This window comes from Serratia sp. K1WW1, assembly GCF_055790865.1.
The window spans coordinates 182852-207082 of the sequence record NZ_CM147697.1; the positions used below are offsets into that span (position 1 = coordinate 182852).

Sequence of the window (24231 nt, forward strand, 5' to 3'; positions counted from 1 at the left end):
CTTGCGAGTTTTTATAGTACTTGAACCAAACCCTTTAAACTCCGATGATTCCTCAACGCAGCAATCCCATCCTCAACATGCGCCGCCCATACCTTAATCATATCTTTCTGCATTATCTGCGGGTAAAGCATCCTTAATACCAACTCCGTAGCTTGCAGTGTTTCCCCAAGCCACGTAATTTTATCCAGCACTAGCGAGCCATCCAGCTTCTTACTATCCCGCTCAGGCGAATAGCGAAACTCACTCTCCACCGAGCGGAAAAATGCCAGTCGAGCCGCGACATTTGGCGTAATCCCAGTATATCCTTTTAACTTCTTGAGCTGGTCTTCAGTCTGACGACTAAGCACCATTCGATTCGGGAGCATCAGACAGCCTCCTTAGTTAGTTCCCAGAAATAACCGGGTTTCAGCGCAGATGATTTGGTATGCGCATTAAACACAATCTCATAAGCATGAGAAATATCATCACGCAGTCGATCGACGAAATAACGCTCGTCCACTTCAGTATCGGTGGATAGCAGCACAACCTGATGGCTGGCCTCCGGGAAATAATGATTAATCAACTTATCCCGGTGCTGAGAATCCAGACGCCCTAACGGTGTATCAATAATCACCGGGAAATCACGCCCAGAGGTTTTTGCCAGCGCCTCAAGAATAGCAATCGCATAAATCTGCTTTTCACCCGCAGAAAGCAGCTTACGATTAATCACCGAACCCTTTTCATCCACCAGTTCAACATCAAATGTCTGTGGATTTATGTGCGCATTAAGCTGTAAATCCTCTTTACGAGCAAGTTTGTGGTAGGCTATTTCAAAGTTAGCAGATAACTTTTTCACTCGCGCCTGCGTTAACACATCACTGTAGTAATCGAGCAGGTTAATGGTCTCCTGCGCATTTTTAAATGCGCTGCTCAAACCATGTTGGCTACGGGTTATGTCATGTGCTTTCTGTACCTGACGAACAAAGTCCAGTTGCTGCTGTTTCGTTCGTTTAGCCTCTTCTAGCAATGAGCGATATTTTTGCCGCTGTTTTTCACGCTTATGATCGAGATCGCGTAATGCTGCAAAGAGATCCATTAACTGCTCGTCTTCCGGGGCGCGAGCAATATTAGCTGCGGCTTGCTCCAGTTGTTGTTCAATATCCGCTAATTGATGGCGGTACATATCAAAACGCTGCCATGCTTTTTTGCTGTCCTGCTCAATGGACTGCTGGAGCATACCGGCTTCACGTTCAGAAATATCAAACAGCAAATCACCTTTTGGTTTGGCTGCCATATATGCGTCCAAATTATTGGTAATTGCTTCGGTAGCAATGGCTCTGGTACTACTCTCGCTGCTGGAACGGAACGCGATATCACTTTTGAGTTGCGTTAAAAATTGATTTAACTCCGTCTCAAAATTTTTCGCCTGCTTGATCTGTGCTTCATTGGCAATTTTTTCCAGCAACCGCGACAACATATTAGGCGCTAACGCATAGGGCAACGATCCGTCGCATTCCTGTCGTAACGCTTTTTCCAGACGCTCTTTTTCTTTTAACAGCGTTTCAACTTTCTGTTTTTCCTGTGCTTTGGTCTGGGCAAATGCGCCGCCCTGCGCATTTAACAATCCCTCATGGCGAATAATGTCCTGGGATAAAAATTCAATTCGTGAGTTGACGAAATCGGCCTCTTCCAGCAATTTCTCTGCCTGACCGGCGAGAGTTTTAATCTTTGTCTCAAGCACCTCGACCTGCTGTTGCTGGGAGCCTCCTAACTGCGCGGTTTGCTGGCGTTTGACAAAAATCATCAGGTCGTTTTGCAGTCTGGCGATCAGATCCAGTCCCAACAAACGACGCACCGCTGTACGCAGAATATTGCCGGATTCATCTTCCGCCAGCTCTGCAATCTTCTCTCCATCAAAAAAGAAAAGATCGGCAACACCGTGAGGAATTAATTCATTCAAAAATCCCTGACACTGGTCATAGCTGAGTTCACTACGCGGTTGTCCATCCTGCTGCAAAGAGAGACGATCTTTCTTTCCTTTCTTCCAGCTACGCGTGACGGTGAATTCAGTCTCATGGCCGTTTTGGTTGTAGGTAAAGGTTAGTTCTACTGCGGCCTCATCCGGACGCTCTGCTGTATACGTCCCGTTGTGCACCAGTGCACCGAGTTGTTCAACATACTCCTGCTGCTGCATTGCCGGGCCAAACGCTAAACGCCCATACAGTGCCAGTCGAATTGCCGACAAAATAGACGTTTTCCCTGCGCCATTTAAACCACCAAACAGCACAATCGGACGAGGGTTTACTTCATGCGGGCGCTTTCTGGGAGTTAGATCGATGGTATGTGTACCACTAAATACCCGAAAATTATGTAATACCAGTTGCTTAATGAGCACGTTCATTTTCCTCATCGACAAGCACGGATGATTCACCCGCATCGACAATTCTGCGCTGTAAAATCTGGAGTTCATCTTCCAGCTTTTCAACTTCGTCCTGATGAATATCCCGATCGTTGCGTTTTTGCAGTGTTGCTTGTTGCTGCTGGATCTCTTCCAGGCTGCCCCAGTCCTGCTTCAAAATTGTGCCGAGCTTGTCAAAAATCCCCTGACGACGACTTAACCCTTCCATAGAAGTTTCTAGCTCTATCAGTTTCATCACCATTTCAGGTACTACGTCAAATCCTTGTGTTATCTGGGCCAGCAAATCAGCATCGCTGGCGTCAAAGCGCGACTGATCGTCAACCACCCAGTTCAGATCCTGCTGATATATCTCGCGGTAAATACCCGGCAAAGTGTCGTGCCAGTCTGGCTCATTAGGATCTTTCAACCATTCCTGACGGATAGCGTGTAGCTCTGGCTGGGTAATTAATGTAATCGTGTGGCCCTGGGCGTTTAAATCGCGCTCAATTTCCAGTAAATCTTTTAACCACTGCTGACGGTATTTGAGCCAGTAGGGGCCAGGAACATGCTTACGCTCTGCGCTGCGATCTTCGCCGTCTTTAGCGTACTGATAGCTCACCTTACCGGTGCGGCGTTTATAGTTGCGATAGGTGTCTTTATTCACCGGATCGGTGGTAAACGCCAGCAGATCACGATATTTCAGCAACGGCGACATCCACTCTTCACCATTTTTGATCAGACTTTCCATCGCCTTATCTTTGGTGACTACGGTACAGGTCCAGCAGCCAAAACGAGAGTTCCCGCAAGAGGGGGTACTTTCGTCGATCACCAGGGGACACTCACCCTGTGCGGAAGAGTCCATATACAGCGTCCACAGAGGACGGTTGTTTCCACCCCACGGGCTTTCCCATTCGTCGATATCTTCAGGAGCATAGCGGAACGCGCCGCGCAGCAGTTTCCAGACGTCTTCTACATCCCAAGTATCAATAGGGGTATAGATAAACGCATTTGCCAGCGTGGTATGCCGGGCCAGGCGTGAGCCATCAATTTTGTGCTTTGCGATGACCTGCGCACGGGAGGCACTCTCGCTACTACGTGAGCCGAGGACAACAATCACCTCATCAAACTGGCTGACCTTATCTTTAATAAAGTCGCTCACCGGATTGATCTTCATCCGTTCAGTACACCAGCGAAAACTCCGGGTTGGGGCCGGATAACCTTTCCCCAGCAAATTAACCCAGAACGTCTCATGGGTTTTTGGCATCACGGCATGTTGAGTGATCGGCAGGCCAATACGCTTTGCGCCAGCCTCAATCTGCAACATCGTTTTCTTAATCAGATCCACAACCACTGGCGTTTCCACCAGCGTATCGGATGACACCAAAAAAACATCTTTGCTGCGCATTTCCGGGGGCAGGCCGAGCAATGCTAGATACACTAGCGTGATCACGGCGGAAGAGTCTTTCCCACCGCTGTAGCCAATTACCCACGGACGCTTGTCCGCACAATAAATTCTTTGTACTTCGGCAACATATTCGGCCAGAGGGCGTCCGGCGAACTGCTCCTGATTAATAAAATCTTCGTATTCGGCCAGATCGAAGGCCTGAACTAATTTACTCATGAGACAACCATTTGAGCTTCAAGCTCCTGTTCTTCAGGAGTGAGCGGAATTGAGAGCGCTGTTTTTAGCGCATTGCAGGTCAGTTGGATCGCCGTACTGGTTTTACTCAGCTTACCGTGCTGCATTGCGCGTTTGATCAGATCTGGATTGTTTCTGCGCCAGTTAAAGGTTTTGAGTTCGGCAATTTTCTCGGGCCATTGCTCTGGATAGTCCTTCAGCAAGGCATACCCCAGTTGTCCTAGTGCTTGCAAACCTATACCGTGAGCGTGAACATAGTCCTGCCGTAGCTGAACCGGTGAAACCTCTTTTTTCGCAGCTAACTGCCAGTCCGGCATTACGTGATAGATAGCCTGCCAGTAGCAGGTTGCTATCTGCGTACATTCTTCAAAATTGCCCTCTTTAGGATCTCTACCCAACAGTGCACGAGTGGCTTGTTTGATGCTGCTTAACGTAAATAGTTTATTTGACCGCTGACTAATACCGGATTTTTCTAGCTCGGTCATCCCGACGAACGGCTCTATAGACATTGCCAGATAACGTGCAAGATTTGAACTGGCATCACGATGGTCGTACAGCGATGCCAGCGATGGGCTGGGACGAATGGCGTATTTATTCAGATCGGCGAACATCTGCTGGCTGCGTTTTAAGCCTTCATCGACGAAAAACAGCACTGGAATATTATCCTGCCCCAACTCAGGGCGAGCATCTAAAGCGTCTTCAATCGCTTTACGGCGATGCTGACCGTCGTTGATTAAAATTTGCGCATCCATCGGTACGCATAACGTCCCAAGATTGTTCGTGCCGGGGAATTCATCGAACTGGACGTCAACGGCAATGGATGCTGTCAGCGCTGAGAACACATAATCTTTTGGGTTTTCCAGCAGATAACGCACCATTTCGGGGATGCGTGATTTATTTAGCGTGCGCTGTGCTCGTAGTTCTGGTGGCACGTCGTTTTCATCAAAACTGAATATTTTCGGAATGATACGCATTGGGCATGTGGCAATGTAGAAAGGACGACCAGCCTGGATGCCACGTATAGCCGGAAACGAGTAGCAGTAGTCTGCATCAACATTAGCCATATGTATTCCGTATAAAACATCGAGTGAATTCTGTTACGTGATATTTTACGTAATTCACGATGGAATTTGTAGCTGTTTTACGTGATTTTTTGCGTACTGTATTCCATTTTTGGATGCGATGAGGATTTTTAGCCTAAGTTTTTGAATTGCTTTAACCGCACTTTGCTTGCTTCTCAGCCATTTGCTGATGAATTGTAACTAAGTAAAATATTTAGTAGATACGAAGTAATATATTTTTTAATTATTTGATAAATAAAGATTTTTAATGAAAATTGATGTGAGGGGTTCCTCTAGCCAATAGTCGCGATTTTCTGGAGGATCAGATTGCATTTCGTAAAGTGTGTATTTCTTCCGCAAAAGCTACTGATTACTGCCCACTTTGCTTACTTAAGCGTACGATACTGCAGGCGATGCAGTAGCTTTCCCCGTGAAATTCAAGGTTACATGCCGCACAGCGGCAGTAGGAGGCCCTGCACACCCATCGTGCTGGCACCGGTTACTAGTCATTGCAGATGGCTGTCAGGCGGATCTCACCAATTTCTGGGGTTACATAAGGACTGTACAGCTGTCCGTTTCCTGTCAGGGGGGGCAGGCGTGCTAAAGTCACGGATGCTCGGTGTCATAAACCGGGTGGTACGTCTGTTCAAGATTGCAGTATGTGCTCAATACAGGCGTAACGGATTAACACAGTAAAAATTTTCTTTTTTCTGTTTTTTTCGCCAGTAATGCAACTTGTTCACAGCTATGTTTCAGGATTATCCCCCAAAGGCAGATTTGCCGTCGTTAACGAAAGTACGGAAATGTAACTCTAACTTTTCACAGGAAGAAGGTGGAGGAAAAGTGAGCAGTGCTTTGACGTACTTTGCCTTTATTTACATCCGTACCACAATGAAACTAAGGACGGTTCATGTATATATCTCATTCGTAAGCGTGCAGCGAAGACCGTATTGACTGGAGTAAGGTAATTTATTCTGTTGGCAGGGTTATATGCCATGGCAACAGCTCACTGACCCGGTTTATCGGCCAGTAGGTGATAACATCCAGTACATGACGTAGATAATGTTCCGAATCGGCGCCACTCATGCGACATGTCTCCAGCAAGCTGTAGAGCAGCGCCCCACGCTCACCTCAGTGATACGAATCGAAGAACAGGAAGTTCTTGCGTCCCAGACTCACCGTTGTCCGCAAGGCGTTCTCTACGAGATTGTTATCCACCTCAACCCAACCGTCCTGCACATAATACGTCTGACGATACAGCGGGGGGTGTTCCGCATATTTTGAGACCAGTACCCTGGTAAGCAGACCGGGGCGGTTCAGACTGCTGGTAAACCCGAGTCCGGGCGAACAGCCAAGGATTTGCCTCCTCTTCCGTTGACATCTGCTATATCATAGATACCAAGGAAGTTATGCCAATAACGCAACGAGGTCATATGGAAATCAAACCCAACTCACTTATCCACCTGGAACCTGGTGAAGCACTACCTGGCTACGGAAAACTCCGTCCTGTACCCGATAAGTATATTAATGAATTGGAATCTCTCATCAATAAAATTAATATGCAGCCGGGAAGCGTTTTTCTTAAACTAAAACAACTTTATGCCTTGTTAAACCGGTTTAACAAAAATTTTGTCAGTGATTTTACAAATTGTAAAAAAGGATGCGCTCATTGTTGTAAAATGGATGTGCAATTAACTCCGCTGGAAGCGGAATATATCGTTCATGCTACCAAAATACCTGCCATTAACTCCCCTCTTACTACAGGAAATACATCCATTTGCCCTTTTTTATCTGGAAAAGAAGTGTGCAGCATTTATAATTTCAGACCGCTATTATGCAGAACCTATCACGTTTTATCCGATCCCGATTTATGCGAAGATCCCGATGCGCAAGTCATGCAATACGGGGCGCAAAGTGCCAATATGGGAAATTTTATCTATAAAACAGTCGCAGAATGGATCTACTTTCAAGGTTATCAATCAACAGGAAAGATTGATTTTAGGGATATCAGAGATTATTTTCCGCATGAGCGCTCAGACGTCCAAGACCACCTAAAAGTGAATCCTCCGCGTCAGCCCTGTTGACCACTTAGGGCGGGTAATCCGCCCTAAGTGGTTGCCAATTCTTCTTGCCACCCAATCATCCCTACCTTTATTTTTCGCTGAACTCGCACATAATCCAAGTGCTCTCAATATCCGTTATGGTAACATTCTGCTTTTTTAGTATAGATTGAAAATAACTGAATTCTTTCTCGTAACTGCTGTTCCTGGCCGCACAATATTGTGCTTGTTCCTTCATGGCTAAAGTAAAAGGAGTGCGATAGCCCACCTTCAAACAAGGTCTATTCTTAAAGCTTTCCTCTTCACAGAGCCAGCCCAATGCCTTGCATGCATTTACCAGCGCAAGCACATCGACGCTTGAGGTAATCATATAAACTATCACATTCGCAACAACGGTAGGATTAAACTCATCATGTTGTGTTATTTTCCCATCGTAACGATGCCACATAAATTTAACTCCTTTATATTCAAAATCCCACAAAAAAAGCTGATTATAGATTTTAAGGCCATAATGGATCAACTGGTTCCGTCGCATTATCGACGGCAGGTCACCAGAAATCGTGATGCCGTTTTTTGAGGCAGCCAACAGATAAAATTGTTCTGCGGATAACAATCCATCACTTTGCGACAGCCCTTTACATATCATGTTGAGCCGCTCTATACCAGCCAGCAGCGTCTGTGCGCAGCGAAACGATTTGAATCCCAGCATGGATCGTGTTCGGCGTTTGATATTACGGTGATCTTGCTTAACGAGATTATTCAGATACTTACTTTTCCTGACTGTGATGTTTTCCTCATCAGGTTTATCGGCATTGAGCATGGTCAGTGCGGCGGTATACTGGCACGGTGTGGAGGGTAGCGGTGAGATTGTCCCATGCCTGAATCTCTGAGGTCGTAATTCGCATCCCTTTTTTTCTGAGTACCGCTACGTCGGCTGCGATCCGATGCATACCGAACCAAAACAGACCATCTAACGCAGTTACCGCCAGTCTGTTCTCCAACGCCCGCTTAAGCCTCTCGCGCGGCATTTTTATTTCTTTCGCAACCCCCCGGTAAGGGGTTGCGGTCTCTCCTGACGAACCTTCTCGGTGAATGCGGGTTGACAGACAGTATTGAAATTCATCCGATACCTTACTTAAATCAGCCTTTACGCTGTAAACACAGCCAAAGCGCTTCCGTTAAACACGACGATTTTCTGGCTGAGTTGCAGTTCATCACGCAACCCTGCAACCAATTGTGGGGCGCGCACCACCAGCAAACGAAAAGGTAGTTCAAAGCTGGTGATATAATCCACATTCAGCAATGCGATACGCAGACGCTCAGCACTTCCAGCTTGGACCTGGCGACATTCTTCGATGACTTCAGCCCATTGCTGAGTAATACACGGCGTTTCATTAACCTCTGCATAGCTGTATTTTTCAATTTGGTAATCAATATGTTAGACCATACTGGTTTCCTTTCACCTACCCATCAGTGACTTTATCAACGGTCTACAATAACCGAAAGCCAATTTGTCGTGGGTATTGAGGTGGCGCGCAGTACCTGACACATTTCGAGTTCCAACCGAAAGTAACAGGTGCCAAAATCGGCGTGCTCGAATGCAATATCAGGCCCAACCGCAAACGTTTTTGAACCAGGGCAGTTCTATGTTTCGCCGTTTCCCATACTTGCTCGCAGTTTCTAATCATCCCGAGGTTCGTATGGGATAAGCCATCCACTGGTTATAAAAAGTAAAGAAAATGTACTCTTCGATGAGTCTGCGTAGCTGGGGTTGTTGTTGAAGATATTTCTCAATTTCCTCGGACCATGCCGTTTGTATCCTTTGGGAATCTACTGCGATTGGAGTAGACCTTGAACTGTGAATCTTTACTAAATCTGTGACGCAGTTCTCTTTGCACGTAACAGCATGAAAGTACACCAACGCCATCGTTTCCAATTGGTCGGGTTTATCGAAAAACACTTCGGAGAGCGTCTGCAGCGTGTTGCTTAGCTCGTAGAGTGTTAACCGCAGGCATTCATCACGTAAGAGCGTAAAGAACGCCAGGCCGGTTGGAAGGCTGGTCATGAATGATTGATAAATCGCATCAAGCGTATGAGTGTTTTCCTTGGCGAAATGACTGTTAGTTATGAGATCTTGGTCAGAGATGACTACAGTTGGTGTATGGGGCCGTAAAACTCCACCAGTACGTTGCGATGAGGTAATGAACCCTGGTGCTACCATCAACATCCGCGTATCACCTGATAGAACTGAAACCTCGCTAATGTCGATCTGTAACCAACGGCGTAGCTCTGTGACCGCTTCGCCCTTCGTATCGTCAAATGTTTGGTGTCTGTCCATGGCGTATTGGTATATCGCTTTACGCTGGATTAAATCAATGACACTGGTCATTCCATCTAGGGTATTTGAATATTGCAAACTGGTTGGGTAATGATACTGAAGTTTTCGTATTTCTTGGTCATAGTCAATACTGATTATGTCTATAAGGCTATTATTATTCATATTGCATACTCATTGATCTATAGGAAAGGCTGCGATTGGTTAACTAGTACACTCTAGGCCTGCCTCGACCAGAGGGCAGAGGTATATGACTTAGACCATATTCAAATCCTCTTTCTTTTTGTTCCTCTTTTGCCATATAGCTAAGTACATACTCTAATTCAACTTGACGTTTGTCATTTGCATAATGGAACTGACCTTGACCATTTACGGGGTAATTAGCGAGGCTCCTATTGCAATCATGAGAACCCCCTTGGTATCGAGTCATGACCTGCCACTGTTGAGTTAACTCCTGAGCAAATGGAAAGTAGTTCTGATGCTGCTGTCCATTGAGATAGAACATGGCGTGAAAGTGAGTGCCATGTGTTTGAGTGTGTTCCATTACCCAACTATAACCAATGATATCTGCAAAATATAACGACCACTCAGTCAGCCTATACATATCACAGCATGAATAATCATTGGTTCTCTCGTTGAATCGTTGACTACCCTTCAGGTAGAAGAAGTCCATACGAAATGCCAAGAGCTTTGAATAACGAGCTCGCATTGATTCTGAATGGTTAACGAGAAAGGCAAAGAGGGTTGGGTTTATAATGTAATTAGGATTGATGTTTGACATGTGAACCTCAGTAGTGGATTGTCCTCATGTCATTCCAATCTTTCGTTTAAAAGTAATTGCCAAAAACTTCTTACTGGTTAGGTGATATACTTTCATACCATAAGCCAATTAACACTTCAATCATAAGTTCATTCAGGCTATTTCCACATAACACTCACCGCACTGCATTAAAAACTCCGTTGATAGGTGTTAATGATGATTTTTAATCTGGGTTGTAGAGTATTGATAAACTACTGAATTAACTCTTTGAATGTACCCATCTATAGTTAATAACACTAATTAACCTTAATTCGAACATTAAGTTGTTATCGAGATGACGAATCAGCTATAGAGTCGCAGTGTTTAAGTGTGTGTCCAAGAAGTGGTGTATCATATGCAGAATGAGAAATTTGGCAATGTTGGGATCTCATTTCACCGTGATTGTTCGATCCTTTCCATAAGCCACTTTTCAATTTCACTCTTTAGCCAGCGAGAACTGCGACCAAACTTAATAGGCTTGGGGAATGCACCGTCTTGGATCAGTTTATAAAACCATTTATCCGTTAATCCCGTTAAGGTTGTGATAAAAATCATATCAACAAATTGGTCGTTCATGATGCTTGATTCGGTGTTATTCATAAGGGGCTCTCCATCAGAAATGAAAGGGAGAACACAGTGGGATAAAAGCGAGGGTGCGAATAAAGCGAGTTAGAAACCAACGCTGTTTCTCATTGCTGCTACCTAGGTTGCCCTGTTCATCTCAACCAGAAACTGTGTCCGTCATGAGATGGCAAAGATATGTAGATAGTTACGAATTTATTACGTTTTGACCTTCTTGCCAGGGTTAGCACTTTCCGGATAGTGGGTCCATAAATCGATGGGGTAACACCATTAAACCTCGGTTCTATGGTGGTTACGTTAGTTTTAATTTGTTGAATTTGCTGTCAATAGTTACTTGTGATATACCCATGAATATCTCAATTTTCCCTCAAAATCCCCACAAAATTTTATGTAGTAACATGTGTTTTTATCCATATTTACCTCAAGTTATCTACGTAGTAGTATGATCTGTAGATTAGCTAAAAGGAGGTTTTATGATTTCATTTCGCAATATGGATTCTTTGGAGGTACAACGTCGTTGTCATTTTTATGAAACTTATTTCCTTGAAAATAAAGAGTGCATATTGCAGTTCCAAAATTACAATGATTCGCTTGATTGCTCTAAAATTATCAACTCAGTTATGGAGCGTATGAGGTTTTCGGTAGAAGATGAAACGTTGATGGAGTTTGAAAGACATAACCAGATGGTCCATCAGGATAATTTTAATTGGTTAAAGACAAGCGAAAGGGCATGTTATTGGTTATGGGGTTGCTTGAGATTTAGTATTGATCCTATCAATGATTGTAGATATAGATTTAATGATGGATGGCTAGAAAATGTCCGTTTATATGAAAAATTAAATTTTAATTGTACACCATCTAGTACATCTGAGAGATTTAAGTTAACTCTGTTATTTTTCGATGCTTGGAGAGCATTGTTACTAATTGATAAAATTAGTTACTTAGAAAAGAAAAAAGATGAATGGTTTAAAGTTCATTCATCACCAGATATATTGAAGTGGTTAAATAAAGATGATTTCGTACAGTGCGAATGGGTTTGGAAATATATCTTAAAATCACAGCAGCCGGATCCTCCTGCTAAGTGTTTACTAGGAAATTCATCATTTCCATCTTGTTCTTTAAATCCATTGACTCACAATGAAAAATATTTGGCTAGCTATGCATCTTATGACCTATGGGTGGCACATAAAGATACAAAGAAACTTTTTTTGAAGAATATTAATAAAGCATGGAGTCAGAAGAAACTACGTGACACTCGAGAGGGTAAAAAGCCCTTGAATACTTATTTAAAGAGTGAAACAAAAAGGCGACTAGATGAATTAAGTCAGTGTTACAATATAAACAAGCAGGGTGTTCTTGAAATGTTGATAAACAAAGAGTATGAAAATAAGAAGTGAGTCAATGTTGCATTTAAAATTAAGTTAGATGAGTGCATTAAATTTTCCAACTGCATTCGCTTGGCTTAATTTTTTATGTTTAATGAAAAATTAAATTACAAAGTAACTTGCACCTATATCACCTGAATGAAATTGGACATGATTAATCTTCAATATCATAATGCCCAAGATAAATTAGTGAGATTGCAATCTCACTGAAATCAACTTCATTCAGGAGTGACCAATGGTTCGTTTAGCCTCTCGTTTTGGCGCGGTGAATACCATTCGCCGTGACCGTCCATTAACAAATGAAGAGTTGGCCCGCCACGTGCCCAGCATCTTTTCAGAAGAAAAACACGCTTCACGCAGTGAACGTTATACTTACATCCCCACTATTGCCCTGCTTGATAATTTACGTAATGAAGGCTTTCAACCTTTCTTCGCCTGTCAAACTAAAGTTCGCGATGTTAACAAGCGGGAACATACCAAACATATGTTACGCCTACGCCGGGAAAACCAAATTATCGGCAAGGAGGTTCCCGAAATTATTCTCCTCAACAGCCATGACGGATCCAGTAGTTATCAATTAATTCCAGGTCTTTTTCGCTTTGTTTGTGCTAATGGGCTTATTTGTGGGAATAACTTTGGTGAGGTGCGTGTCCAACACAAAGGCGATGTGGTGGGGCAGGTGATTGAGGGGGCATATGAAGTTCTTGGGGTATTTGACAAAATAGATGAAAAGAAAGAAATCATGCAGGGGGCCACGCTTTCTTTGGGCGCTCAGCAGGCTTTTGCCCAGGCAGCACTGGCTTACCGCTACGGTGAAGACCACCAGCCTGTGACCGAGGAGCAGGTATTGGCCCCGAGGCGCTGGGAGGACCGGCGAAATGATCTGTGGACGACCTACCAACGAGTACAAGAAAACATGTCAAAGGGAGGTCTGCAGGGCCGAACTGCCAAAGGGAAAAACGCTAGAACACGTGCTGTTAATGGGATTGATGGTGATATCAAACTTAACCGCGCTTTGTGGGTGCTGGCAGAGAATATGCTTAAATTCAATCAGTAACACGTTTTCGTAAAACCATCTCCATTTGTAAAGAACCGATCGTTTTCACCGATCGGTCTGATCTGATTGATCTGTAGAACCAATTATCTTTGTGGCTTCCCCGTCGATAAAATCAGCCAGGAGGCCACTCGAGTTTAAGGTATGTGCAGTTCTGGCTACCTTGAACCGGTGGGGGCATTGCTGACACTCAGGGGAAGCATAATCCGTGATAACGCCTCTTGGTGGGATCTCGGCGTGTCGAGAGGGAAGTGTCAATGGTGGTAAATGAAGAAATGCGGACCATCACCAACGTTCAGAAAGTGTTGGATTGGGCCTATGACAAAGCGGTTAATGGTATCGCAGGGGCCGACTCGGCTCAGGATATGGCGATGTCCTACATGAAGAAGGGCAGCAGCACGGTGGACTGTGTGAATGCATTGATACGGACGCAAAATGCCAAAGCCTGTGTGAGCGGTTTTGTGATGGGGTTGGGGGGAGGTATTACCTTGCCGGTAACCCTGCCCGTCAGTATCACCAGTGTCATGTTCATTCAAATTCGCATGATTGCGGCCATTGCTTATATGGGAGGGCATTGTTTGCACGAGGACAATGTCCGATCTTTTGTCTATTTATGTCTTTGCGGTAATGCGGCCAAAGATGTGCTCAAAGAGGCAGGTATTCGCGTTGGTATGTCGATGGCTCAGCGTGGTATCTACACGCTGTCTGGTGAAATGTTGAAATCGGTCAACCAGGCTGTCGGGGTCAGGATCATCGCAAGAATGGGGCGCCACAGTGGTCTTCATTTCCTCAAGCTAGTCCCGCTGACCGGTGGAGTTATTGGTGGCGTTTTTGACGGTGTTTCTACCAACATCATTGGCAATATAGCCAGGGAGGCGTTTATCGATTGATAACATAAATGCGCTTATTAACCCAGTGAAGGTGTTTTTCTTCATTGACGAAAGAGTAATAAGCCGCAACGGATATTTTTACAAACGTAAAATTAACAGGTCTATTCAAGATGAAATAGGCTAAGGGATACCTATGTTTAAAAAAACCATGCTGGTTATTGTGTTGGGGATGAGCTCTCTGGCCAACGCTCAGGATTTGCCCATTGAAGTGACCTACATAAAGCACCAACGAAATATTGCTCCCTATGTCGAGTATAAAATCATGGCAAATGCTGATGAGGTCATTTTTACCGGCGTCAAAGCCAACAGGGGAAATTGCCCTGTCGAAGTGTGGGAGTTCAAGATGGACCCCGTAAAGGCAACGACCACACAGCTGGCATTTCCCATAAAGAAAGTGTTTGGGCAACAACTCAGCATTGTGGCGAGGTGTAACGCCATGGAACTGACGGTAGAAACGAACCTGGGTAGCTGGTCACTAAAAACAAACTAGATTTTACAAGGAATTGTCATGAAAAAATTACTTGTTTTGGCAACGTTGTCAGTTGTCTCATTGAGTGCCGGTGCAGTCGTCCAGGATCAGGAATGGGGGGACTGGTATGGAAACACGGGGGGAATGGAGTTTGCAATCAATACGGATAACAAGGCTGGTGAGCGCTTGACGCTGGAATGTCGGGAATCCCGCCTTACTGTGAAGTACTCAGATGGTAAAGGTTACGATATTGATTCTACAGCCAAAGATCCCGTAATGATTATTGGGGGGAAATCTTACAAAGTGGACAATGAGCCTTCTCTGGATAAGAAGGAAGGGAGCCCGGCAGAAGTATTGTTCAATGCACTGAAGAAAGCAGATCCCAAAGAAACCATTCGCTTCTCGACTTTCCAGTCTGGCGAGACTGAGCCATTTTCGGCCAACGGGCTGAAGGCTGCGCTAAATGAACTCACTTATCAGGACTGCGTGGATTTTTAATCCCTTCACTTGTTGACATAAGTACGTGTTGGATCACACGCATATTCAAGGAAATCATAATGCCTACGCATTTATCAGGGCAGCCAGCAACCGCTAATCAGCGCACTGGCTTGTTCCTGCTTTGTACATTGCTGTCTGTTTTCGCACTGGGCGGTTGTGGGGATGAAAAATCCAAAGCAGAAAGTGAGTTCATTCGAGGGTGTAAATCCAGTGGCGGTACCACCGCCCTCTGCGGCTGTGTGTATGACGCCCTTGAAGCGAGATATACACATAACGAATTGCTGAAAATGAGCAAACAGTACGGTTATTTACCTCCTGGGTTTATGGACAACATGCTGAAGGCAGCTCAGGAGTGTAGGAAATAATCAGTATCAAGGAGAGAGGGAGCTGACTCAAACAGTGTATCCCATTGATTTAAAGGAATACCGTAATGGCTATTGTGGTTAAATATTTCATCATTGCTTTTGTGATAGCGCTGATTGTGGTGCTGTATAACGTATTCGGTGCAACAGGCGAGATACGCAGTTTTGGTCAGGGCATGGGTTATCTGTTCTGGATGACTCTAGGGCCCGGAGCGGGTATGGCCATCGGTGCCACGCTACGCCTCTGGTTGATGCCGGATACCATTTACACCCGTGAGGGCATGACCGGGCTGATGAAAGCCCGCTTATTCTGGCTTGTCGGGCCACAGTGTATCGGTTGGCTTGCCGGTCTTATGACGGTAGGAAAACAGCTGATGTAACCATCCACCTATCACTCTATTGAGCATGCCTTTCTGGGTGTGCTCTTTCTTCGCTTTTCGTTAATTCTGCATAGAACTGCGTCTGATCTTCACTATTTCACACTAGCCTGACCTCGGGCGAAACAGAACCCCGTAAGTACTCACTAACATTTACCGTATACCCACCAGACAGGCTTCCCGGTTTTCCGGTGGAGCCTGTTTTTATTTATCTAATAAATAAGGATATTTACATGAACATGCATTCTGAACCGTCTACAGCAATCCCCCAGGCAAGCCCGCTGATCGCCACTGTAGTACCTGGCAGCCAGCGCTCTCGTTTCTGGCCGCAGCACTTCGGTAGCATACCGCAATGGCTCATTCTGGAGCCCCACGTTTTTGGCTGGCTGGACAGACTCTGTGCGGATTATCACGGTGGACTGTGGGATTTCTATACGCTCAGTAATGGTGGAGCCTTCCTGATGCCAGATACTGATAAAGAGTATGTGCTGTTCAACGCCCTCAACGGCAACGGGGCTACAGTGGGCCAGGAGGCAGCGGGTATCTCCGCCTGTCTGATGGCCTACAGTCATCATGCCTGTCGGGTCGAAAGCGAGGCCATGACCGATCACTTCTACCGGTTACGGGAATACGCGCTGCACCATCCTGAAAGCCGTGCCATTTTCACGCTGATTGACTGAGCTTATTGACATGAATCCATCCACATTACTGGCATCAACCGCATTGCCATTACCGGCGCAGCGCACGGTCAAACGCGCCCTGTCATTGCTGGAAAAACACCTGCGTGAGCCAGGAGCTGCGTTCACTTCCACTGGCGCGGCTCGTGACTGGCTACGCTTGCAACTCGCCGGGTTGGAACGTGAGGTATTTGTCGTCGTCTATCTCGACAATCAGCACCGGTTGCTGGCGTGCGAAACGTTGTTCACGGGCAGCATCAGGAGCACGGAAGTCCATCCCCGTGAAGTGGTGAAAGTCGCGCTTCGCCATAACGCGGCGGCTGTCATCCTGGCACACAATCATCCTTCTGGAATGGCTGAACCCAGCCAGGCCGACAGGCTCATCACCGACAGGCTAAAGACGGCCCTGGCATTGGTGGATGTTCACGTACTGGACCACCTGATTATCGGTGGTCTGGATGTCGTGTCATTTGCCGAACGCGGCTGGCTACCTGGCTGATAGCGACTTCTCTGCATTTCCCTCACTTCAATCTCATTTTCAAGGAGTCTGTCCCATGGGATGGTTATTTTCGCACCACTCTCGCCGTGAACTGATTGCGGCGCTGCTCAAAACCGACGATACCGAAAACTATCAACACGTAACGCTAGCGCATGCCCAACGGGGAAATGTCTTGTGGTCTGTCGTCCAAAGTACCCCCAAAGATCCTGCCAAAACCTCCCACATCGTCATCCACTGCACTCTGATGCAGGGGTCAGCCGGAAGTTGGGGTTATAAAGCGATGGATGAGTCGGTTCACCCCTGTTACTACAGTTGCCCAAAACGATATTTGACGATGGCCCCGGCAGTCTGCCCGGAATGGCGTGAAAAGGTGCTGGCGCATCATCTACGGCGTTACCCGCAACCCGCTGTAATAAGGGAGGGAAAAAACAGATGACTACAACAATCTCTCTTCTGCGTTTCGGCCTGCAATGCAGTTCGGCCCATATCAGTGAAGACGACAATATGCTGCTGTACCGGATCTCACACTGTCAGGATGAGTTCAGCGATGGTGAATGGATCCACTTTTCGGGTACGGGTTATTTGCTCCGTTTAGATGCTTGGACTCACCCGTTATTGCAACTCAAACGGCTGGGGCTCTCCAAGACCTGCCGCCGTCTGGTCATCACGCTGATGAAACGCCATCAACTGACTTACCTGCATATTGATGCTCTGGGTGATGTGTTGCCCGACTTTGCCACCTTCGACTGGTAATACAGCCCCCACTTCAAGCCGCTCTCGTATTGTCCCGTAATTTCTCAAGGAAAATGCCCAATGAACACAAGCACAACGCCCGTGCCTGGCGTATTTCACTTTCTTCAGCACCACACCGTTCTCCCGCAAAACTGGAACACCCTATGCCAAGCCATCACTACCGCCTACCTGAAGATGCGAGAGCATCCCGACAGCTTGGGCTTAGCCACCGCCCCGGTTATTTGTGAACATACCGGTAACCGTCCACTACGTTACGACGACAGTGCGATTGGATTGGGTGTGATCAGCTTCAATGGCGAGCGTGCTGCCCACCTGGCGGGTGATCCTTTTTTACTGTACCGGTGTCAAACACCCCATGCTCCGATCCGATGCGATACACGGGGTTATCCCTATCAATGGCTGGTGATGGCCGTATTGCTATTGGCGAATACCCACAGTCCGAATACCTGGACAATCGAATCCGACGTGCCATTGAAGCAGTGGCGCTCCGTCACCCACTGGCTGGCTCACCACTGCAAGCTACCGGTCTCACCGCTTTATTAAGGTAAATCGTTCAATGAAGGCCATCGATAAAATACCCCGCACTACACCGAACGCCAATCAGGCGTTGGCCGAGTACCAGCAACTGCTTACCTGGTTGCTGAACCACTGTTATGGATTAGAACTCAACGATACGCCGTATCACGACCCACAAGCTATCGCTCAACAGATTGAGTACGGAATGACAGTACGTGAAACCATCAACGAACTAGTGGAGAAATTTGACCTGGTACGCATTGACCGCCCCGGTTTCAGTCTACTGGCACAGGACCCGACGCTGAGTGGTGGGGATATGCTACGCGCCCGCAGTGCGTTAGGGCTGCGAAACCCCGTAAATCGCCGCCTCGCCTGATATCCCAGCTCACCTCGACAATCTACCGACACGCCAGCTTCACCGCTGGCGTTGTGCTATTTAAGGAAAACGCACAATGAAAAATCTCGAACATGATATCCCACCAACGGCTCCGGTCTGGGGTCTGCAATGTGCTATTACGCCACGTCTGGGAGCTCGATTAGTCCAACAGGGTCACCGCCTGCATTTTCTGGCTGACCGCGCTGGTTTGATCGGCAAGTTCACACCCGAAGCCCTCAAGGCTCTCGATGTGGCTTTTCCGGTACTGATTGAACAGTTGGAGGCCCAGTTACGCTCCGGTGAGCTAGATCAACGTTTCCAGCATTGTGTCACTGTTCTGCACGCAGGTTTTATCTGTGAAGCCGATACGCTGGGCAGTTTTGGTTATGTGTATATCGCGGTTTATCAAGCGACGCAGTCACTCGGTACAGCGTGATATCCAAACCTAATAGAGATGGAGCCATCTTATCTCTACTTTTCCCTAGCCCGCGCAGATGCGGGCATTTTTGTTTTTGAGGATCCCGATTATGTCTCATTCATTAAATACTGTTACTGAAACCCCTGAAGTTCTTACTGGCCACACCGAGCTTATCTGCTCGACCGACATTGAACGCCTGGTAACAGGCCGTGAGGTTGCACTGCAACAGATTGAAGCGGTGATGGTTCAACTGCGGGAGATTGGCAATCAGATATTCAGCCTTGGTGGCGGTAAGTTGGAAGATTGGGCAGTACAACCCGGTCACCGTTACGGATGTCATCTCACTCTGGAACAAGATAAAGGCCTGGCTGCTATCACTCGCCAGATCGATCGCAAACTCTGGCAAGACCTGATGAACCGTTCGGGAATGCTGTCGCTGATGGATGCACAAGCCCGCGACCAGTGGTACAAGAGCCTGGAGAGTAAAGACCTGCCTGCCATCAATGAAGAAAGCATCTACAGCACGTTTGAGCCGTTGCATCATGATAAGGGGGAGGTGTTTGAACGTGGCGTGATTAACGTTTTCAAGTCGCTTTCCTGGGATTATAAGACCAACAATGCTTGTCGCTTCGGTAAGAAAATCATCGTCAGCAATTTGGTCAGCTACAACTAATGGGGTTTTACGTTGAACCACAGTTACCGACGTGACCAACTGGCGGATCTGGAACGAGTATTACACTTGTTGGATAGCAAACCGCTGCCTGATAATCGGGGGGAGGTTATATGAGCACTTTGTGCCAATAGGCTGGTGACTGAGGATTATAAAGATGAGTATCTGGGGATCAAATACTTTATGAAAGGAACTTCGCATATCGTATTCAGAAAGTCCGAATTTATTGACAAGATGAATGATAATGTCGCGAAACATTATCCAGGGATGCTAGCCGCAATGTAGGTTGAGTCCTGTGTGTTTGTTACGATGAAAGCATAAATATAGGAAGGTGGTATGACTATAAATGCCCGCATTGAGTTTAGTGGCTTTTTTAATTAAAAATTCACTATTCTGTCCAGTGTGATATAATGAGGCGATTTGAAGGTTTATTTTATTCATCCTTAGGCAAATTAATGTGAGGTTATAAATAAATGATATCGGAAAATTGGCAATCGTACACGTCAGAGTCATTTATAAAATATCTAATTAAAAATGATGAGGAAATAAACTTTATTGAGCTCTATAATTCATTCGTCCCGATAGCGAAAAAGGATCCTGAGCACGTTAAGGACCTAGCCGAAGCTGCAATAGTTTATTTTTGTCAAGATGAGTATTCTGATGAAATTTTACTCTTTATGGAGTTGTTTGCCCGCTGCTATTTTTCCATTGGAAATTTAGAGGAAACTATTGGTGCGGTCAGGCGGATAACGGAATTTGATAATGACGATGCTGAAAATGTAGCTCTTGAATTAGCACAAGATATAATAGATGGTGCGGATTCGTTCGGAATTAGTTTGGATCAAAGAGCAATCGTTTATAAAGAAATAGAATTTGTTTTTAGAAAATATAAGAAGTATGATGAAATAGTAAGTGTTTTACTTAAAGTTGCTAGCATGTACTCTGAACACAATGCACATCAATCTGCGTATAGATGTATTGATGATGCTGAAAAATTAAGTTTAGAAATAGATTCCATTTCTCTACTTGCTAAATGCAAATATACTTCGATGACAGTTGCCTGTGAAGAGCTTGATTTTAAATGGGCAATTGGTGCGGGTATGGAGTCAATAAAACTTTATAGCTTGTCAGATACCCTACCACCCCCTTATCTGTATTCAAACTTAGCAATTGCATACATGAATACTGATGAATATGAATTGGCAATTGATAACTTTAATAAAACGTTAGGATATAATGATATTGAAGATGATGTATTAGGGAATGTGTTTGTCAACCTTTCAACATGTCTAAGGAAAACCGGTGAAATAGCAAGGGCGGAGGAATTAATTAACAAAGTAGAAAGTATGGAGGGATTGAAAGAACACAATGAACTGCAATTGGAAATCATGCTTAGCGCATCAAAAACATGTATTTTAAAGTCTGAAATTAGCTCTTTACCGCATAGATTAAAAGTTGCTTCCCATCACTTTCAAAAAATAATTTCTAGAACTTTGCGTTTACATTACCGTAGAGGAATACGTGAGCGGTATATTAAGCGTTTCGAGGAAATAATGAGAGCGCTGCCTGATCATGGGAATGCTGAAGATGTTTTGCATCCTATAGTTGCCACCCATGGGAATTCATTAGGAGACTGGTTGGCAATTTTACAATGGTTTGAGAAATTAAAAAATGATAAAATTACCCCCCCTGATATATTGCGTGAATTAAAACTGAAATTATATAGCATCCGAAAGATTGGTGCCCCTCATATTTTTGGGTTTTCAGAAAAATATGATGATCCATGGGAAGTAATGCAATACGCAAAATATTGGGATGAGTTCTCTCAGCTCTGTGCAAGAATTACTAACCCTGAAATTCCTTTGCCATTAGAATCTGCAGATATAAAAAATATTACAGCCCTATGTTTAAAAAAAATGGAGGAAGGTCATTGTTTAATTTTTGTTACTTACGCAGGTGAATCTCCTTTGCTCTGGTATTTTATTCACGGTAGATACAAAAAAGTTCTGCTGCCTTTTGATATTATACTGTCATGGAACAAAGCGTTAACACTTTATAGCATGAACAGTATTAATAGGGCAGAGTTTGTTCGATCTCTGGATGGTTTAATTGAAAATCTTGAGCCTATACTTCAAAGTATTTTCATAGATATAGCTGATAGTGATTGTACCTCAATTCGGTACATAACTGACTGTCTTTCAGATATCCCTTTAATTGCATTAGCGTTAAAAAACAATAAACTATTAAAAAGAATGATTGATGGTATGTTCCACATTCGCTCTGTCCCTGCATTATTTGAGTCGTTTCAAGATAATACCCCTCTGCATTCCATATCATCAATAATTTCGACTAATTGTAACCTTCTGTTGTCAACATACGAAGCCTCTCTTCTTTCTCAATCATCCCAATTACCGTTATCATCGTTAATTCAGTCTAACCAAAGAGAAAAGCTAGATGTTTTAATCGGTGAATGTGACATTTTAAGTGTTTCTACGCATGGTAATCCTCTAAATTTATTATCTGATGCATATTTCGGTAAACTTGGTGATTCAACGGAAAGTCATATTATCTCTGTAGAAAACCTACAGGTTTTTGCTCCTGATTTAAAATTAAGACTAGTACTCCTTAATGCTTGTTTTTCTGGTTCTCGCTCATCTAGAAATTATCAAAAAAAGTTTATAACTAACGATGCGGTAGTATTGGCAAATTTATTTCTTCTAAATAGGAGAGCTGTTTCTTTCTCCAGTTTATGGAAGATAAGTGACACCGCTAGTTATATTCTGACTTGTCTGATTGGTGAGGGGGTAAAAAATGGACTTAATGAATCACAGGCATTGGCAAGCGCAATAGCTAGATTACACTTAATTGAATTAAATGATGTTCTGAACATTCTATCTACCAGTCTTCCGAGCGATGTAAGTGATAAGGCTTGCGACAGATTGAAATCAGCACCCAAAAAAGGGTTATTTTCATCACCTTATTTTTGGGGCGGGCTAATGATCCATGGTTTGTTATGATAATAACCAAGAAATCAGTAGTGAAAAAATAGGCATACTTACATTTACAACGATGTATGTCCGTTTCTCGTCCTTAATCGACAAACACATCAGAGATGGGTGGTCTGTTCTAGAAGTGGATGTCACCAATAACTCGGTGTGTTTATAGATGGAGGTGGTTCAACTTGTACTTTTTTTACTGATAAACGTTATGGTTTGGGCATCATTCGTGTAGTATAGGAACTTACATTAAAAATTTAGGGTAATAATAATGACTCGTGAAGAAGTGTTAGAATATGAAAATGGGCTATTCCTACCATCATTTCAAATGTTTGAAGATATCGTAAAAAATGTCAATTTGGCTTTAAAGGACTTAGGGAAAGAGGTTAGCTTCTCCTTTGTAAATGACTATTCTTTTAACGCTCACGCTGAAAAGAGAAATAATAAAGATTATTCAATTAAGATTTTAAGTGGTACAATACCTATAACATTTGACATGGTGGGTGAAAATATAGATTTCTTTATTAAAGAATACCCAGACTTAGAAGACAAGGAAATTCCTGTTGCTCTAGGATGTGTCTTTCTCTGGACGCAAATATTTGGTCATGAGCTAGGTCATATACTTCGCGGTCATTTGGATATTATAAAAAACAAGAAAACCAATTTAATTGATGATACATCTATGTTATCAATAATTAATTTTCCAGTAGACTCTGACATCGAACAAGATCAGATAAGAATGTTAATGGAGTTTGATGCTGATGTATTCTCTTCATATTTTGTAGCTCAAGTTGTTTTAAATACAATCAGAAAATCCTCGGAAAAAAATTTAAGAGAAAGAACTCTTATTGGATTGGCATTTACATCAATTTTTTTCTTTTTTAACTTCCTGTGTAAAATAGAAGGTGAAAGTACGAAATATCCTCCTGCGATGGTGCGTGCAAATGCTCTACAATTTCACTTAGCTAGACATCTTAGCGGTAAAACTACATTATCAGATGACGAATTAACAGACTTGATGCGGCGATCTCTTTTTAATGCATATTCATTCTTAGTCGATGAGGGGGCCTTCAATCAAAATATGGATGATGCCAGTTTGGAGTTTTTGTCTCAAAAGGAAACTAGCCTACTTAGAAAGTATCCTATATTTGATGGGGTGATATCTAAAGGAGTAATTATTGATTTTGAGAATGAAAAAATATTTTGAACAAGGCAATAATTAAAAGATAGTGAGCATCATTCTGTCCGCTGCTCGCTCTTAGGTGCCAGCTAGGTTGGCTTGTACTGTGCTACGAAACACAGGTAGATTTAGCAGCAACTAATGTGGTATCCGCATTGTGGAGCTTTGGCAACGAGGACGGCAGAAGTTCCTTTGGCTTACAGTGTATCCGGGGGACTATTTATCGACATTGGCAACTGGGAAGATTAGAAAGCTTAC

24 protein-coding genes and 4 pseudogenes are annotated in these 24231 nt (G+C 44.4%); 18 read left to right on the forward strand and 10 right to left on the reverse strand.

Going from position 1 to position 24231, the window contains the following annotated elements; translation table 11 throughout:
* Window positions 1-11 precede the first annotated feature (11 nt).
* From dndE to ACX9GU_RS00835, 5 genes and pseudogenes are all read right to left on the reverse strand, one after another.
* Entirely contained in the window at window positions 12-365 is a 354-nt protein-coding gene (gene dndE / locus ACX9GU_RS00815; RefSeq protein ID WP_473193555.1) for a DNA sulfur modification protein DndE, read from the reverse strand.
* Complete coding sequence (gene dndD / locus ACX9GU_RS00820) at window positions 365-2374, reverse strand: DNA sulfur modification protein DndD (protein ID WP_473193556.1); 2010 nt, start codon at window positions 2372-2374, stop codon at window positions 365-367. The genes dndE and dndD overlap by 1 nt, the downstream gene beginning before the upstream one ends.
* Window positions 2364-3998, reverse strand: coding sequence for a DNA phosphorothioation system sulfurtransferase DndC (gene dndC / locus ACX9GU_RS00825; protein ID WP_473193557.1), 1635 nt, complete (start codon window positions 3996-3998; stop codon window positions 2364-2366). The genes dndD and dndC overlap by 11 nt, the downstream gene beginning before the upstream one ends.
* Window positions 3995-5080: a DNA sulfur modification protein DndB gene (gene dndB, locus ACX9GU_RS00830; RefSeq protein ID WP_473193558.1), complete on the reverse strand. Its 1086-nt coding sequence runs from the start codon at window positions 5078-5080 to the stop codon at window positions 3995-3997. The genes dndC and dndB overlap by 4 nt, the downstream gene beginning before the upstream one ends.
* Window positions 5081-6046: 966 nt before the next feature.
* Window positions 6047-6325, reverse strand: a pseudogene (locus ACX9GU_RS00835) (transposase domain-containing protein); the annotation flags it as partial.
* 185 nt (window positions 6326-6510) lie between these two features.
* Here ACX9GU_RS00835 and ACX9GU_RS00840 point away from each other — a divergent pair.
* On the forward strand, window positions 6511-7161 hold the full coding sequence (locus ACX9GU_RS00840) for a YkgJ family cysteine cluster protein (RefSeq protein WP_473193559.1): 651 nt from the start codon (window positions 6511-6513) through the stop codon (window positions 7159-7161).
* A gap of 553 nt (window positions 7162-7714) precedes the next feature.
* On the opposite strand, the pseudogene ACX9GU_RS00845 reads toward ACX9GU_RS00840, so the two are convergent.
* The 5 genes and pseudogenes from ACX9GU_RS00845 to ACX9GU_RS00865 all read right to left on the reverse strand — a co-directional run.
* Window positions 7715-7972 (reverse strand): annotated as a pseudogene (locus ACX9GU_RS00845) (DDE-type integrase/transposase/recombinase); the annotation flags it as partial.
* Window positions 7941-8572, reverse strand: a pseudogene (locus ACX9GU_RS00850) (ECs1377 family protein). The pseudogenes ACX9GU_RS00850 and ACX9GU_RS00845, both read right to left, overlap by 32 nt.
* A gap of 249 nt (window positions 8573-8821) precedes the next feature.
* Window positions 8822-9637 (reverse strand): hypothetical protein, encoded by an 816-nt coding sequence (locus ACX9GU_RS00855; RefSeq protein ID WP_473193560.1) that lies wholly within the window; start codon window positions 9635-9637, stop codon window positions 8822-8824.
* 43 nt (window positions 9638-9680) lie between these two features.
* On the reverse strand, window positions 9681-10253 hold the full coding sequence (locus tag ACX9GU_RS00860) for a YagK/YfjJ domain-containing protein (protein ID WP_473193561.1): 573 nt from the start codon (window positions 10251-10253) through the stop codon (window positions 9681-9683).
* A gap of 411 nt (window positions 10254-10664) precedes the next feature.
* A complete protein-coding gene (locus tag ACX9GU_RS00865) occupies window positions 10665-10871 on the reverse strand; it encodes a helix-turn-helix transcriptional regulator (protein WP_473193562.1) in 207 nt (68 codons plus the stop codon).
* A 455-nt stretch (window positions 10872-11326) separates the two neighbouring features.
* Between ACX9GU_RS00865 and ACX9GU_RS00870 the strand changes: the two genes are divergently transcribed.
* From ACX9GU_RS00870 to ACX9GU_RS00950, 17 genes and pseudogenes are all read left to right on the forward strand, one after another.
* Entirely contained in the window at window positions 11327-12250 is a 924-nt protein-coding gene (locus tag ACX9GU_RS00870) for a hypothetical protein (RefSeq protein WP_473193563.1), read from the forward strand.
* Window positions 12251-12473: 223 nt separating this feature from the next.
* Entirely contained in the window at window positions 12474-13295 is an 822-nt protein-coding gene (locus ACX9GU_RS00875) for a DUF932 domain-containing protein (RefSeq protein ID WP_473193564.1), read from the forward strand.
* Window positions 13296-13549: 254 nt separating this feature from the next.
* A complete protein-coding gene (locus tag ACX9GU_RS00880) occupies window positions 13550-14182 on the forward strand; it encodes an EcsC family protein (protein WP_473193565.1) in 633 nt (210 codons plus the stop codon).
* A gap of 133 nt (window positions 14183-14315) precedes the next feature.
* Window positions 14316-14672, forward strand: a complete 357-nt coding sequence (locus ACX9GU_RS00885; RefSeq protein ID WP_473193566.1) for a hypothetical protein — start codon at window positions 14316-14318, stop codon at window positions 14670-14672.
* An 18-nt stretch (window positions 14673-14690) separates the two neighbouring features.
* On the forward strand, window positions 14691-15149 hold the full coding sequence (locus ACX9GU_RS00890; RefSeq protein WP_473193567.1) for a hypothetical protein: 459 nt from the start codon (window positions 14691-14693) through the stop codon (window positions 15147-15149).
* 59 nt (window positions 15150-15208) lie between these two features.
* Window positions 15209-15514: a hypothetical protein gene (locus ACX9GU_RS00895; RefSeq protein WP_473193568.1), complete on the forward strand. Its 306-nt coding sequence runs from the start codon at window positions 15209-15211 to the stop codon at window positions 15512-15514.
* 65 nt (window positions 15515-15579) lie between these two features.
* Window positions 15580-15891 carry a hypothetical protein gene (locus ACX9GU_RS00900; RefSeq protein ID WP_161713198.1) on the forward strand — a complete coding sequence of 104 codons (312 nt, stop codon included), beginning with the start codon at window positions 15580-15582 and terminating at the stop codon, window positions 15889-15891.
* Between the two features lie 230 nt (window positions 15892-16121).
* Window positions 16122-16568, forward strand: coding sequence for an antirestriction protein (locus ACX9GU_RS00905; protein WP_473193569.1), 447 nt, complete (start codon window positions 16122-16124; stop codon window positions 16566-16568).
* Between the two features lie 10 nt (window positions 16569-16578).
* Window positions 16579-17064, forward strand: a complete 486-nt coding sequence (gene radC, locus ACX9GU_RS00910; RefSeq protein ID WP_473193570.1) for a RadC family protein — start codon at window positions 16579-16581, stop codon at window positions 17062-17064.
* A 55-nt stretch (window positions 17065-17119) separates the two neighbouring features.
* Window positions 17120-17500: a hypothetical protein gene (locus ACX9GU_RS00915; protein ID WP_473193571.1), complete on the forward strand. Its 381-nt coding sequence runs from the start codon at window positions 17120-17122 to the stop codon at window positions 17498-17500.
* Complete coding sequence (locus ACX9GU_RS00920) at window positions 17497-17817, forward strand: DUF5983 family protein (RefSeq protein WP_473193572.1); 321 nt, start codon at window positions 17497-17499, stop codon at window positions 17815-17817. The genes ACX9GU_RS00915 and ACX9GU_RS00920 overlap by 4 nt, the downstream gene beginning before the upstream one ends.
* Window positions 17818-17877: 60 nt before the next feature.
* Entirely contained in the window at window positions 17878-18360 is a 483-nt protein-coding gene (locus tag ACX9GU_RS00925) for a hypothetical protein (RefSeq protein ID WP_473193573.1), read from the forward strand.
* Between the two features lie 13 nt (window positions 18361-18373).
* Complete coding sequence (locus tag ACX9GU_RS00930) at window positions 18374-18709, forward strand: TA system toxin CbtA family protein (protein ID WP_418347153.1); 336 nt, start codon at window positions 18374-18376, stop codon at window positions 18707-18709.
* Between the two features lie 76 nt (window positions 18710-18785).
* Complete coding sequence (locus ACX9GU_RS00935) at window positions 18786-19145, forward strand: type IV toxin-antitoxin system YeeU family antitoxin (protein ID WP_473193574.1); 360 nt, start codon at window positions 18786-18788, stop codon at window positions 19143-19145.
* 91 nt (window positions 19146-19236) lie between these two features.
* A pseudogene (locus ACX9GU_RS00940) lies at window positions 19237-20082 on the forward strand (DUF4942 domain-containing protein).
* Window positions 20083-20270: 188 nt separating this feature from the next.
* A complete protein-coding gene (locus ACX9GU_RS00945; RefSeq protein ID WP_473193575.1) occupies window positions 20271-22814 on the forward strand; it encodes a hypothetical protein in 2544 nt (847 codons plus the stop codon).
* Between the two features lie 250 nt (window positions 22815-23064).
* Window positions 23065-24000: a hypothetical protein gene (locus ACX9GU_RS00950; RefSeq protein WP_473193576.1), complete on the forward strand. Its 936-nt coding sequence runs from the start codon at window positions 23065-23067 to the stop codon at window positions 23998-24000.
* Window positions 24001-24231: the final 231 nt, after the last annotated feature.